The organism is Rhodococcus sp. NJ-530 (assembly GCF_003860625.1).
Lineage (GTDB): Bacteria > Actinomycetota > Actinomycetes > Mycobacteriales > Mycobacteriaceae > Rhodococcus_F > Rhodococcus_F qingshengii.
In genome coordinates, this window is the sequence record NZ_CP034152.1 from 3311899 (window position 1) to 3326744 (window position 14846).

A 14846-nucleotide genomic window follows, 5' to 3' on the forward strand; every position below is an offset into this window, starting at 1 on the left:
AAATCCAGCCTAACGTGCCGCGCTCGAGTGAACGTCGTGAAGATCGTGAATGGACAAGTCCAACAGGGACTCTCGAAACACGCGTCCAGGGCCGGCGGGGACGTCGACCTCACACGGAACGACGAGCACCGCGCAACCCGCAGCGCTGGCCGACGCCGTGCCGGTCGGCGAGTCCTCGATCGCGAGGCACTGCGCCGGCTCGAGTCCGAGCAGATGCGCGCCGCGCAGGTACGGATCCGCTGCCGGTTTCCCGTTGGGGACCTCGTCGCCACACACCGAATGGTCGAAGAACTCACGGCCGAGCATGCCGAGTGCCCGATCGACCAGAACTCGCTCGGTGTTGGTGACCAGTGCAGAACGCAGACCACCGTCACGCACGGTCGACAGTGCGTCGCGAGCACCCGGCCGCCAGGTCACGCCGTCCTCGAAAAGATCGCCGACGCGGGTGTACATCCAGTCCTTCGCCTCGGCGATGGCATCGGGATGCTTCTCCAGGCCGAGAGCGTCGAACACCGTCGCAAGGGCGAAGGGGCTCGACGCACCGATGACGGCAACGCGTGTCGCTTCCGTCATCGGTCCGCCCAGGCGTAGGGACAGCTCACGAAGCGCGATGTCCCACAGCTTCTCCGAATCGAGCAGGGTGCCGTCCATGTCCCACAGGACACCACCGAGCGTTGATTCGGATACTTCGGTCAACAACTCAGACATTGAAATACTTTGCTTCCGGGTGGTGCAGGACAAAAGCGTCCGTGGACTGCTCGGGATGCAGCTGCAGCTCCTCGGACAATTCGACGCCGATTCGTTCGGGTTCGAGCAACGCAACCAACTTGGCTCGATCCTCGAGATCCGGGCACGCGCCGTATCCGAACGAATAACGAGCGCCGCGGTACTCGAGATCGAAGTAACCGGCAACCTCGGTGGGATCCTGCTCCGCGACGGTGTGACCCTCGGGAAGCACTAGCTCTTCACGGACGCGTCGATGCCAGTACTCGGCCAGAGACTCCGTGAGCTGGACACCGATTCCGTGAACCTCGAGGTAATCGCGGTACGAGTTCGATGCGAACAACTCGTTGGCGAAGTCCGCGATCGGCTGACCCATCGTCACCAACTGGAACGGAAGAACGTCGACCTGCCCGGCGGCCTCGGCGTCCTTGCGCGAGCGAACGAAGTCCGCGATGCACAGGAAGCGGTCGCGGTGCTGGCGCGGGTAGGTGAACCGGAACCTTTCGGGTGCATCCGGTTTCGGCTCGGTGAGCACGATGACGTCGTCGCCCTCCGAGATCGCCGGGAAGTACCCGTACACGACCGCGGCATGCGCGAGGATGCCCTCGGACGTCAACCGATCGAGCCAGTACCGAAGTCGCGGACGGCCTTCCGACTCGACCAGTTCCTCGTACGTCGGACCGTCGCCCTTGCGCTGACCGCGAAGGCCCCACTGGCCGAGGAAAAGAGCGCGCTCGTCGAGCAGCCCCGAGTACTCGGACAGCGAGATTCCCTTGACGATGCGCGAGCCCCAGAAGGGAGGTGTCGGCACCGCGATGTCGGTTGCGACATCGGAACGCTCCGGCAGGACCACGGGAACCGCTGCAGCCTTACGCTTTTCGGCGATGCGCTTGGAACGCTCGTGACGTGCCTTACGCTCGGCAGCCTTCTCGCGAGCAGCGATGGCCTCCGGGCTGTCCGGCGCCGGGCCGCCACCACGCTTGGTCGTCATGATCTGGTCCATCAAGTTCAGACCCTCGAAGGCGTCGCGGGCATAGCTGACGTCGCCCTCGTACACCTCCTGCAGGTCGTTCTCGACGTAGGAGCGCGTGAGCGCCGCACCACCGAGCAGAACCGGGAACTTCTCGGCGACTCCGCGTGCGTTGAGTTCCTGGAGGTTTTCCTTCATCACGACAGTGGACTTCACGAGCAGTCCGGACATGCCGATCACGTCGGCTTTCTTGTCCAACGCGACGTCGAGGATGGTCGCGATCGGCTGCTTGATACCGATGTTGACGACCTCGTAGCCGTTGTTGCTCAAGATGATGTCGACCAGGTTCTTGCCGATGTCGTGAACGTCGCCCTTGACGGTCGCGATCACGATGCGACCCTTGCCGTCCTCGTCGCTCGCTTCCATGTGCGGTTCGAGGAATGCCACGGCAGCCTTCATGACCTCGGCCGACTGCAACACGAACGGCAACTGCATCTGTCCGGAGCCGAACAGCTCGCCGACGGTCTTCATGCCCGAGAGCAAGGTCTCGTTGATGATGGCCAGCGGAGGCTTGATCGTCATCGCCTCGGTGAGGTCGTCGTCAAGGCCGTTGCGCTCGCCGTCGACGATGCGGCGTTCGAGCCGGTCGAACAACGGAAGTCCCGCCAGTTCCTGCGCACGGGACTCGCGCGCCGACGCAGCCGAGACACCCTCGAACAGAGCCATCAGCTTCTGCAGCGGGTCGTACCCCTCGCTACGACGGTCGTAGACGAGGTCGAGTGCGGTTTCACGCTGCTCGTCAGGAATTCGGGCCATCGGCAGAATCTTGGACGCATGAACGATCGCCGTGTCCAGACCTGCCTCGGTGCACTCGTGCAGGAACACCGAGTTGAGGACCTGCCGTGCGGCCGGGTTCAAACCGAACGAGATGTTCGAGATACCCAGGGTGAAGTGGAGTTCCGGGTACGCAGCCTTGAGCTGACGGATGGCTTCGATGGTCTCGATGCCGTCGCGTCGCACCTCTTCCTGACCGGTGGAGATGGGGAAGGTCAAGGCGTCGACGATGATGTCGGACTCGGCGAGTCCCCAGTTTCCCTTGATGTCCTCGATCAGACGCTTGGCGATGGCGACCTTCGTCTCGGCGGTGCGAGCCTGGCCCTCTTCGTCGATGGTCAGGGCGACGACCGCCGCGCCGTGCTCCTTGACCAGAGTCATGATCTTGTGGAAACGCGATTCGGGGCCGGCGCCGTCTTCGTAGTTGACGGAGTTGACGGCGCAGCGGCCACCGAGGTGCTCGAGGCCGGCTTGCAGCACGGCAGGCTCGGTGGAGTCGAGCATGATCGGCAGCGTCGAGGACGTCGCCAGGCGGCTGGCAAGTTCCGACATGTCGGCGGCACCGTCGCGGCCCACGTAGTCGACGTTGAGGTCGAGCATGTGTGCGCCGTCGCGGGTCTGGTCCTTGGCGATGTCCAGGCACTTCTGGTAGTCCGCGGAGAGCATCGCCTCGCGGAAAGCCTTGGAGCCGTTGGAGTTCGTGCGTTCGCCGATCATCAGGATGCTGGCGTCCTGCTCGAACGGCACCGCCGAGTACAGCGAAGAGGTGCTCGGCTCGTGGATCGGCGTGCGCTGGGCCTTCTCGACCTGACGAACCGCGTCGGCGACCGCGCTGATGTGCTCGGGCGTCGTACCGCAGCAGCCACCGACGAGGCCGAGTCCGAACTCGGAGACGAAACCACTGAGGGCTTCGGCCAATTCGTCGGCAGTCAGCGGATACTCGGCACCCTTGGGGCCGAGCTGCGGCAGGCCGGCATTGGGCATGACCGACACCGGCAGCGTGGAGTACTTGGACAGATGACGGAGATGTTCACTCATCTCGGCCGGCCCGGTGGCACAGTTCAGACCGATCATGTCGATACCGAGTGGCTCGAGTGCCGTCAGCGCCGCACCGATCTCACTGCCCAGGAGCATCGTTCCGGTTGTCTCGACCGTCACGTGCGTGATGATCGGCAACCGCAGTCCGAGTTGCTCCATCGCACGCTGGCTGCCGAGGATTGCGGCTTTCACCTGAAGCAGGTCCTGGCAGGTTTCGACGAGGATGGCGTCGGCGCCACCGTCGATCATGCCGAGCGCAGCTTCGGTGTACGCGTCACGCAGGACTGCGTACGGTGCGTGTCCCAGGCTGGGGAGCTTGGTTCCCGGTCCCATCGAGCCGAGTACGAATCGGGCCATGCCGTCGCGGCCTGGTCCCATCTCGTCCGCTACTTCACGGGCGAGAGCAGTGCCTTTTTCCGCGAGTTCGCGGATCCGGTGAGAGATGTCGTAGTCGGCGAGGTTGGGCAGGTTGCAACCGAAGGTGTTGGTCTCGACGGCATCGGCACCAGCGGCGAAGTACGCACGGTGGATGTCTTTGAGCACGTCGGGACGGGTGTCGTTGAGGATCTCATTGCACCCCTCGAGGCCGAGGAAGTCGTCCAGGGTGAGGTCCGCGGCCTGCAACATGGTGCCCATCGCTCCGTCGCCGATGACAACGCGCTGTTTCAGCGCATCAAGCAGGGCAGAGTTAAATGGGGCAGACATGCCGTCCAGAGTAGTGGGCGCACCGACAAGCTCTGGCCGTAGGCTGGGTGGGTGAGTCCAAGTGAGTTCCCCGTCACTCCCGACGGCCCGGTCGATTTCGATGATTCCGCGGCCTTCGAGAGCCCTGACGGCTTTGCCGTCGACAGCAGCGACCGCCTCGAGGGCGACATCCCTGTCCTACGTGATCCCATCCTCGTTGCAGCTTTCGAGGGCTGGAACGACGCCGGTGACGCAGCCAGCGGTGCGGTCGAACATCTCGAGCTGATCTGGGATGCCCAGCCGCTCGCCGAACTCGATTCAGAGGACTACTACGACTATCAGGTCAACCGCCCCACAGTCCGGCAGGTCGACGGTGTCACTCGCGAAATCGTTTGGCCGGCAACACGTTTGTCGGTCTGTTCGCCTCCTGGCAGCGAGAGCGACATCGTCCTGCTTCGCGGGATCGAGCCCAACATGCGGTGGCGCAGTTTCTGCGAGGATCTGCTCGAGCTGATCGACCAACTGAACGTCAAGACGGTCGTCATCCTCGGCGCCCTGCTCGCCGATACTCCGCACACCCGACCGGTCCCGGTGACGGGCACGGCCTACAGCAGTGAATCCGCCGCCCGATTCAACCTGGAACAGACGCGGTACGAAGGCCCGACGGGCATCACCGGGGTTCTTCAGGACGAGTGCGTTCGTGCTGGTGTACCCGCTATTTCGTTCTGGGCGGCGGTTCCGCACTACGTCTCGCAGCCACCCAACCCGAAGGCCACAGTGGCCCTCCTTCAACGAGTCGAGGATGTTCTCGACATCGAGGTCCCACTCGGGGAGCTCCCGGCTCAGTCGGAGGATTGGGAGGAAGCGGTCAACGAAATGACCGCGGACGACGAGGAAATCGGCGAATACGTGCGCACCCTGGAAGAACGGGGAGACGCCGAAACCGACATCAGCGAAGCAATCTCCAAGATCGACGGCGACGCCATCGCCGCGGAATTCGAGCGCTACCTCAGACGGCGAGGCCCCGGCAGCTTCGGACTGTGAGCAAGAACACTCCAGAAGAAGGCGGAAGTACACAGCGCCCACTGCGCCTCCGGCTTCAGCTGATCGCGCTGTACGCCGGCGGGTTCCTCGGCCCGTTCGGCGGCGGCGTGGTTGCTTCGATCCTTCCCGAGATCGGTGACGATCTAGGGGTCGGTCCGTCGGCGGCCGCCTCTTCCCTCACCGCGTACCTGCTCCCCTTCGCCGCTCTGATGTTGGTGTCGGGGACACTCGGGACGCGGTGGGGCAAGGTTCGGACGGTGCGCATCGCTTACGGCGTCTACGTCCTCGCGTCGTTGGCATGCTTCCTCGCCCCGACACTCGAGATCTTCCTTGCCGCCCGGGTACTGCAGGGCTCCGCGAACGCATTCACCACGCCGCTACTGCTTGCCTCGTTGGCGGCCGCAACACCGCAGGCACGGCTGGGTCGAGCCCTCGGAGCCTTCGGCGCTTTCCAGGCCGCAGGGCAGTCGTCGGCTCCGTTGATCGGCGGACTGGCGGCCGAATTCGACTGGCGTCTGGCCTTTCTCGTCATCGCAGTGGTCGCGGGCATTCTGGGAGCCGTCGGACTTCCGAAGTCCGAAGCACCGGCAGCGACCACTCCCGCCCGTCTCCGCGATGCATTACGCCCCGAAGTGCTCCGCATCGGTATCGCTGCATTGCTCGGCTGGGGCGCCCTCGGTGGACTGAGCTTCCTGCTCGCCTTCCGCTTCGAAGACGAGTTCGGGCTGTCCCCCACCGTCCGCGGCCTACTGCTCACCGTCTTCGGCGTGGCCGGCATCCTCTCGGCCCGGCGCATCGGAATCCTCATCGATCGCATCGGCGCACGCTCCTCCGTGATGATCGGCGCCCTGGGCGGAGCAGTTCTGGTCTCCGTAGTCGGCCTTGCCGGCTTGGTGCCGGTGATCGCGATCGCATGGTTTGTCGCAGGCGTCGCGAGCCAGTTCGTGCTGGTCGGCGTCAACGCGGCGGTCCTCGGATCCGCGGGGCCGAACCGTGGCGGCGCCGTGTCCGTCGTCCAAGCGATGCGCTTCGGCGGCGCCGCTCTTGCTCCCCTGGCCCTGACACCGATTTACGACTCTTCGCCTGCCGCGAGCTTCCTGATCCCCGCACTACTGCTCGCCGTCGTCGCTCCCCTGATCATGCCGAAGCAACGCTGATCGGTCTCGGCAATTTCGAATTTGAAGTTGTGTAGGTAGTGAGTTTCTCGGCGAAAGCGACCACCGTTGTCGCGAGGCTGTCAGGGCGAACATTATTCGGAAAATCTTGTGTTTCCGTCGTCGACAGATATTGATACCATTGGAACATGAGCGATTCTGAGTCGGAACCGGAACGGCCGATCGACATTTTTCGGCGATCGGTTGCCGTCATCGAAGAAAATTTGCCTCCTACCTGGTCTTTGTCGACACAGCGCTCCCCCGACCTGTCCGAGGCGCCACTCCGACTCGACCTCCGCTCCCCTGACGGCTCGGTGGCCAAATTCGGCGTGTACGCCGCTCACGGTGTCCTGAGCAGCGACGTTCCCGGTATCGCCGATCGCTTCCCCACCGGTCAATCGGGCTTCGTGTGCGCAAAATATCTGTCCGAGCCGGTTCGCCGGCAGCTCGATTCCCACGCGATCTCGTACGCAGACGCCACGGGCAACGTGTCGTTGACCGCTGATCGACCCGCCGTCTGGGTGCGTGGACGCGGAGCCGACGCCGATCCGTGGCGGGGGCCCGGACGTCCTTCCGGACAGCTGACGGGCGATCCGTCAGCTCGCGTCGTGCGTGCGCTTGCCGATTTCGCGGCGCCACTGGCGATCACTGCCTTGGTGCGCCTGGCCGGTGCGTCGACGGGAGCAACCTATCGGGTGGTTCAGACACTGTCGGATCGTGAACTGGTGACCAGGCTCCCCCGCGGTGGGATCGGTGACGTCCGCTGGCCGAAGATGCTTCGTGAATGGGCGGCTGAGGCCGGGGCCAAAGCGCCGACGCCTCACGGCTTTCACGCGCCGGACGGGTTGGAAGCACTCTTCGATCAACTGCGTCAGCTCAGCGGTCACATCTACGCCGGTACCGCCTCGGTGGCCGCCGCACCCTTTGCTCGGTACGCGCCCACTCGACGTGCCCACTTCCATGCCGACAACGTCGATCAGTTCGCCGACGCTCTCGGACTACGGCGGGTGGAATCCGGCGGTGACGTGTGGATCACCGCTCCCCTCTCACCGTCTGCCTTCGACCGATTGCTCACCCGCGACGGCATCCGCATCGTCGCCCCCAGCCAAGCGCTCGCCGATCTGCTGGTCGGCCCGGACTCCGACGAGGCGGCGGCCGAGCACCTGCTCACATGGATGATCGAGAACGAATCGCAGTGGCGACGCGCCGCATCCCCTGCTACGGATCGCCCGTAGGAAAAAGAGGGGGCGTCTCTCGCCTACCCTGTCATGGTGGAAGAAACGAGTGCGCCCGATTACGCCGCGTACGCCGACACCAATCGACTGAAGCTGTTTTCGTTCACGATCGCGGAAAAACGGGCCGAGTACCTCTGGGTACTTCGTGCCTTCGACCATGCTCGCGCCAACTACACCGTCCTGCTGCATGCCGGAGCCGTCGCGCAAATCCTCGAGAAGATCGGTGGATCGGATCCGGCGGCCGATCTGTCGGCAGCAGAGGTCACTCCCCTGTTGGATCAGCTCCACGTGTGGGAGATCCTCGAGCGCAGCTACGACGGCACCCGCGCGGCCACGCTGGCCGAGTACCGCAATCGCCACTTCGTCTACCAGTTCGGTCAGGCCGGATACCAGGTCTATCGATCGGTCGAAGACGTTCTCGCCGCACGCCTGGACTCGGCGTCGCTCTCGCGTCTCGCTCTGCCGGACCTGCTCGCAGACATGTCCGAACTCGCCGAGGCCAACCGAAGCTCCGACGGCGATCTGATCTTCCGCAAGCTCAAGCGCCTCGACTCGACACTCTCCGACATGGCTGATCGAGCCGCGCACTTCTATCTGACCCTCGGGGACCTCGTACGGACCACGGAGATCACTCCGCAGGCTTTCCTCACGCACAAGGACGCTCTGCTCACGCACATGCGGGAGTTCAGCTCCGATCTGGCTCGCTACGCCCCCAAGCTCAAGGAAGCGATCGAGCACGTCGAATCCACCGGGGTCGATCGCATGATCCGCCTCGCCGCCGCCAGTGACGAACGGGTGTTCGTCCCGATCACCGAACGCGAAGACGACTGGGCTGCGCGTTGGCGAGGATTGACCGCCTGGTTCGTCTCCGCGGAATCGGGGATCAGCGAGTCCGAGCGTCTACGTGAGGGCACGATGAGCGCGATCGCCGCGGTTCTGGCGCTCCTTCGCCGCGTCACGGAAACCCGTCGCGGCGGCGTCAGCCGTGAGAGCCAGCTCCGGCACCTCGCCGGCTGGTTCGCCGCCACGCCGTCCGAAGACGCAGCTCATGCTCTGTTCCAGGCAGTGTTCGACCTCGGTCGTCCACGCCATCTCTCGATGGTGCATCCGGACGCCGACATCATTTCGCACTCACGCTCGTGGTGGGAGGCACCGCCGGTCGAGATCGCGCGAACACTCGCCGAAACCGGCCGCCCGCCCTCACCCGGCTTGCCGAGCAAAGTCGCCCGCAACGACGGCAGCATCCGCCGCCTGCGCGAAGAGCAGTTGGCGGCGCAACGTACGCGCAGCGCCGCGGCGCAATCACTCGCGTCGAACGGCGTCTATCAGCGTGAACTCAACGAGCAGGAGACCGAAGTTTTGCTGAGTCTGCTCAATGCAGCACTGACCGCGCGCGTTCCGGTGGTGGGACGCGTCAAGAGCTCCACCGGTAGCGAGAACGGGGTGAAGCTGACACTCAGTCCCTCGGACGGTTCGACCACCATCAAGACCGCCCGCGGGCGTATGCATCTCGACGGCATCGAGGTCAGTGTTCGATGAGAGCTCGCGAGATCACGCCCCTTGCCCTCGATTCGTATCAACGCGCGGCGCGAGTGATCCTGTCCAACCACCTGATCACCTCGACGTACCCGGATCGAATTGCGTTGCCGCTCTTGCGCCGTTGGGCCACCGAGCTGCGTGACGACCTACTCGAACTGTTCGGCTACCGCCTCGAGGTGACGGAGACCACCGCGCGCCTGTTCACGGTGTCGGATCGACTCAACCCGTCGGCACCGGCCAGAACTGCCTCCGAGCGAACCTTCGATCGCACGCGCTACGCCTACCTGGCGTTGTGCCTGGCCGCATTGGGCCGCGCCGGAAACCAGATCACGTTGTCGGAGTTGGCCGATCACGTCGCGGCCGACGCCGCGCAGGTCGACGGCGTCGAACTCTCCACCGATCGTGCGTCCGACCGCGACGCCTTCGTCGACGCAGTGGGCTGGCTCGGAGTCAGAGGCGCCATCGCCCTCGCCGACGGTGACGCAAACGGCTGGGCGTCCAATCCCGAAGCGGGAGAAGCACTCTACGACATCGACCGTTCCGTCGTCGTGGCCCTGTTCCGTCCGCCGCGCGCCCTGCAGCACCTGCACTCCATCCGAGGGCTGCTGGCGGCGGAGACCTCGAGCGCCTCCGAGGACGACGGAATTCCCTTGGACGCGAAAGAGATCGGACGCCGAGTACGTCGGGCACTCGTCGAGCGCCCGGTCGTACTGGCCGGTGAACTCGATCAGCACGAATTGATCGCGTTGGCGCAGCCCAAGACCGCGTCGGAAGTCGAACTACTGACGGGGTTGGTGGCCGAGCGCCGCGCCGAGGGAATCGCGATGATCGATCCCACCGGCCGACTCTCCGACGTCCGCTTCCCGAGCACCGGAACGATCGCTCAGGTGGCACTTCTCCTGGCCGGCGAGATTGCCGACCGCGTACTCGACGTCGACGCTCCTGAACTGCCGAAACTTCCGATCCCGCACGTGTCGGACGATCACCTGATCGAACAACTCGATGCCGCCATCCCCGAGGCCGGGATCTTCGAGGACCTCGCCGACGAGGACGACGACTTCGTGCTGCCCGCCGGCGAACCGGCCGAGCCACCGCCACCCGTCACGTACCCGAAAATCGACGACGACTGGCTCGCTGACAAGGTCACCGAGTTGGTGGACCAGTTCGGGCGAACTTTCGCGGCGCAGTGGCAGGCCGATCACAACGGGCTACGCAAGCAGGCGCTCGGGTTGCTGCAACGTCTGCGCCTGACGCATGCGGTCGACGGCGGCGTACTGGTGTTGCCCGTCCTTGCCCGGTACCGCGACGTCGTGGTCTCCGTGCGCGAACGCGATCCTCAGATCGACTTCGCGGTGGACAACTCCGCACCGGATCCGGTCGACGAATTCGGCCCCGAACCTTCCCCCAACGGCGAACTATCAGAGGTAGAGAACGTATGAGCAACGCCCGCTTCCGACCTACTCGGGCTGGAATCATCAACCTCTGGGATTACCGAGACCAAGAGTTCTCGTTCGCCGACGGTCGACTGGTTCTGCGGGGACCCAACGGATCCGGCAAGACCAAGGCCCTCGAGGTCCTGTTCCCGTTCGTCTTCGACGGCCGCATCGAACCGCGGCGCCTCAACCCGTTCGCCGGTGAAGAGCGCACGATGAAGTCCAACCTGCTCTACCGGGGCCAGGACAGCGCGCACTCCTACGTGTGGATGGAGTTCTGCCGCGGCTCCCTCGAAGATCCCGAGTCGGTGACCGTGGGCATCGGCATGCGCGCAACCCGCACCAACGACAAGGTCACCCGCTGGTACTTCGTCGCCGACGGCCGCGTCGGGGTCGACTTCTCGCTGATCGGCAACGACGATCGCCCCCTGACCAAGAAGCAGCTTGCCGAACAACTCGGCAGCGATGCCATCACCGACCGTCCCCTCGACTACCGCACAGCCATCGACGCGCGGATGTTCGGTCTCGGTGTGCAGCGATACGACCAGCTGATCAACCTCATTCTCACGCTTCGCCGCCCCCAGCTCGCGAAGAACCTCGACCCGAAGGGCCTTTCGCAGGCACTCACCGACGGTCTCCGTCCACTCGACGATCAGTTGGTCCTCGAAGCTGCGCGTTCGTTCAGCGACATGGAGGAAGTCGGCCGCGCGCTCGAGGGGCTCGCGGCCGCCGATCAGGCAGCCCAGAGTTTCATCGGGGTCTACACCAAGTACCTGCGTCAGCAGTCTCGCGGTGAGATCGAACAGGTCAGCACCCGTCTCGCAGCGGTCACCAGAGGTGTTGCCGCCATGGACGAGTCGTCGCTCGCCCAGACCCGCAGCCGTGAGGCGCGGGCAGCAGCCGAGGAGCGCTTCAACCAGGCCGAGCAGGCACTCGAGAACGCGCGCGCCAATGTCGAAGCACTGCAACGCTCGAGCGCGTACGAAGGCAAACAGCAACTCGACGACCTCGCCCAGGCCGTCGCGACGCTCAAGCTCTCGACCGAGCAGCAGGCAGACAAGTCCCGGAAAGCGCAGGCCGCACTCGCTCAACGCGGCGACGAAGCCGACAAGGCTGCATCGTCGGTCAAGCGTGCGGCCGAAGCACTCTCGCGCGCCGAGGACGAACTTCAGGCAGCAGCCGAGGACGCCGGCATCGTCTGGACTCCCCTGCCCGACGGCTCACGCAGTGACCAGATCACGGCAGCCGTCCGTGGCCATGCCGAGGAGCGTGACGGTGACGTACGCGTCGTCCGCACCGCACTGGCGACCGTCGAGAAGGCGGCGACCGAACGAACCCGGGCCGAAAACAGCTCTCGCCGTGGACAAGAGCTGCTCGAAGCGTCCAAGGCCGCGGTACTCGAGGGCGAAGCTGCCGTGGAACTCGCACGCAGTCAGTGCGCCAGCGGGCTGCGCGCGTGGTGGACCGATCACTCCTCCCTGTTTTCGGCTGTCGGCGCCGACACGTCGCTGTTCGAAGCTCTCGACGCGGCGCTCGCCGAGGTCGGCGACGAAGACGCTCCGGCGCTGTCCGCAGTTCTCGCCGAGCACACCGAGGCCGGCACCGAGACGCTGCGCGAGCGTCGACGTGAGGCCGAAGCTGAAATATCTGCATCACACGCCTCCATCGCGGCTCTCAAATCCGAGCGCAAGGCCGTCTCCGCGGAACACGACGACGCTCCGCCTGCCTTCCACGCACGCTCCGACAACCGCAGTGAACTGGGTGGTGCACCGCTGTGGCAGTTGGTGCGCTTCGCCGATTCCGTCGAACCAGACGTGGCCACGGGAATCGAATCCGCACTCCAGGCGGCAAATCTGCTCGACGGCTGGGTCTGCCCGGACGAGAAGATTCCCGAGCACGTCAGCGAGCAGTTCCTGACGGCTCTGACCGTCAAGCAGCGTCCGAAGGGACGAACGCTGGCCGACGTCCTCGAGGTCGAAGGCAATGCCGACGTACCCGACGCTCGGGTACAGGACATTCTCGCGTCGATCAGTCTCGTCGAGGCGCCGGGCGACTCCGACGCAAGCGTCGCGATCGGCGTCGACGGCCGCTTCTGGCAGGGCGTCGCGCGTGGCCGGCACGTCAAGGCCGACGCCGAGTACATCGGCACCACAGCACGGGCGCGTCGACGCGAGGCTCGGATCACCGAGATCGACGCGGCTCTGGAAGAACTTGCCGCGGCAGTCGATACGGCCAAGGCACTGGTGGCGCAGACCAACGAGCAACTGAGCCGGATCAACTCTGCGGCAAAGGAATTGCCGAAGACAGGTTCGATCCTGCGCGCACTCAAGACGGTCACCGAATCCGCCGGCGCACTCCGTACTCGCTCGGAGGCCACGGAAACGGCACAACGCGAACTCGATGCGGCGATCGCTGATCTCGCGGCGAAGGAAAAGCAACTCCGAGCGACGGCGTCGCAGCACCGGACGCCGCATATCGGCCGTGAACTCGACTCCCTCGCGGCGGCGATCCGTCATTTCGAGAAGCAGGGCGAACTGGCGCTGCGCTGCCGGCGGGAGCATGCCAAGGAAGTCGAACTCGAACGCGAGTCTCGCGACCGTCTCGACGAATCACGCGCCAATGCGGAGGAATTCGCCGAGGAAGCCGCCATCGCCGAGGAGAGTCTGCTCCAGCAGGTGCAGCGTCTCGAGACGCTGCGCGACACCCTCGGTGCCAGCGCCGAGCAGATCGACCTGGACCTGGCAAAAGCCCGCGCGAAGATCGAAGAATGCAAGGTCGAACAGCGTGCGGCGCGAAAGGCGTACGACGCCGCCGTCCTCCAGATCGGCACGGCGGAGGGTGCGTACAACACCGCCGTGGAGACCTTGCGTCACACCCTGACCGAAACCCGCAGTGATGCAGAGCGACTCGCACCCTATGCTCGCCCCGACTTGCTGGAATTGTTGGGCGTCAAGGATCACCTGAGCTGGCCGGCCAGTTCAGCGGCGTGGATGAGCCCCGATCAGTTGGTCTACCGCATCCAGAACGAAGATCGCAGCGAGGACGCAGCCCACCCGCCTGTCCTCCCCGAAGACGTCGACAGGTTGTACCGAGCGCTCGAGGCTGCGACCTCGGCAGTCCGAGTCACCGACGGCGCCCGCAAGGCAACCCGCACGGCACTGACCTCGGCGCTGCAGGACTTCGACGCGCAACTCGCCGCCGCCGGACAGGACTACCGTCTGCAGTGGGATGCACCGGATGGGCTGACCGTCGTACGAGTCCAGGACGATCAGGGCTATTCGTCGATCGGCGAGTTCGCAACGCGGATCCACGACGCTCGCGGCGATCAGGAGCAGTTGCTCACCGAATCCGAGCGTCGCATTCTCGAAGATGCCCTGTTGACGGGATTGGCTCAGCAGATCCACGAGCGCACGGTCGACGCACGCGAGTTGATCGCACAGATGGGCACCGAGATGCGTGAGCGTCGGATGTCCTCAGGCAATACCATCGGCGTTCACTGGGTGCTCGCCGACAACCTCGACGACAGCTCTCGGGCGATCTCCAAGCTGCTGGATCGAGACGCGTCGGCCCTCGGCGTCGATGAACTGGCAACTCTGCGAGCACATTTCGCGACGCAGATCCGTACCGCCCGCGCGGCGCACCCCGAACGTTCGTACCCGGAGATTCTGTCCTCGGCGCTCGACTACCGTCAATGGCGCGTGTTCTCGTTCACCCTCATCAGCGGTGAGGGCAAGGAAGACCGTCTTACCGTCGCGCGGCACAGCGCGCTGTCCGGTGGCGAGCAGTCCGTCTCGCTGCACCTTCCTTTGTTCGCCGCGGCGCACGTCATGTTGGACTCGGCCGACCCGCACGCCCCGCGTCTGCTGGCACTCGACGAGGCCTTCGCCGGTGTCGACGACAACGGTCGCAGCGAGCTTCTCGGCTTGAGCGTTCAGTTCGACCTGGACCTCTTCATGACCGGCTACGACCTGTGGATCACATACGCAGACGTCCCCGGCTGTGCGCACTACGACCTCGCGCACTCCACGGCCGAGCAGGCTGTCAGCGCCGCGCTGCTGGTCTGGTCGAACGGTGAGCTGCTTGCCGAGCACGACGGAACGGATCTGGCGAGGGCATTGGGCTCGCCGCTACGGCGCCGGGTGCCGACACCCGCCGAAGGTGCGTTGGACTACGCCTAGAAACTGCTGTGCGC

At 65.0% G+C, this 14846-nt stretch carries 8 protein-coding genes; 6 read left to right on the forward strand and 2 right to left on the reverse strand.

Annotated elements, in window-relative coordinates:
• Positions 1–9 precede the first annotated feature (9 nt).
• Together EHW12_RS15495 and metH are read right to left on the reverse strand one after the other, a co-directional pair.
• A complete protein-coding gene (locus EHW12_RS15495; RefSeq protein ID WP_007729900.1) occupies positions 10–708 on the reverse strand; it encodes an HAD family phosphatase in 699 nt (232 codons plus the stop codon).
• Positions 701–4270, reverse strand: coding sequence for a methionine synthase (gene metH, locus EHW12_RS15500; protein ID WP_125051096.1), 3570 nt, complete (start codon positions 4268–4270; stop codon positions 701–703). The genes EHW12_RS15495 and metH overlap by 8 nt, the downstream gene beginning before the upstream one ends.
• Before the next feature lie 168 nt (positions 4271–4438).
• On the opposite strand from metH, the gene EHW12_RS15505 reads away from it, so the two are divergent.
• From EHW12_RS15505 to EHW12_RS15535, 6 genes are all read left to right on the forward strand, one after another.
• A complete protein-coding gene (locus tag EHW12_RS15505) occupies positions 4439–5293 on the forward strand; it encodes a PAC2 family protein (protein ID WP_223257810.1) in 855 nt (284 codons plus the stop codon).
• A gap of 41 nt (positions 5294–5334) precedes the next feature.
• The gene (locus tag EHW12_RS15510; RefSeq protein WP_164490617.1) at positions 5335–6450 is read left to right on the forward strand and encodes an MFS transporter; all 1116 of its coding nucleotides are present in this window, start codon (positions 5335–5337) and stop codon (positions 6448–6450) included.
• Between the two features lie 146 nt (positions 6451–6596).
• Entirely contained in the window at positions 6597–7682 is a 1086-nt protein-coding gene (locus tag EHW12_RS15520) for a hypothetical protein (protein ID WP_125051098.1), read from the forward strand.
• Positions 7683–7715: 33 nt separating this feature from the next.
• Complete coding sequence (locus EHW12_RS15525; protein WP_019748531.1) at positions 7716–9221, forward strand: TIGR02677 family protein; 1506 nt, start codon at positions 7716–7718, stop codon at positions 9219–9221.
• Positions 9218–10660 carry a TIGR02678 family protein gene (locus EHW12_RS15530; RefSeq protein WP_125051100.1) on the forward strand — a complete coding sequence of 481 codons (1443 nt, stop codon included), beginning with the start codon at positions 9218–9220 and terminating at the stop codon, positions 10658–10660. The genes EHW12_RS15525 and EHW12_RS15530 overlap by 4 nt, the downstream gene beginning before the upstream one ends.
• On the forward strand, positions 10657–14832 hold the full coding sequence (locus EHW12_RS15535) for a TIGR02680 family protein (RefSeq protein ID WP_125051102.1): 4176 nt from the start codon (positions 10657–10659) through the stop codon (positions 14830–14832). The genes EHW12_RS15530 and EHW12_RS15535 overlap by 4 nt, the downstream gene beginning before the upstream one ends.
• Positions 14833–14846: the final 14 nt, after the last annotated feature.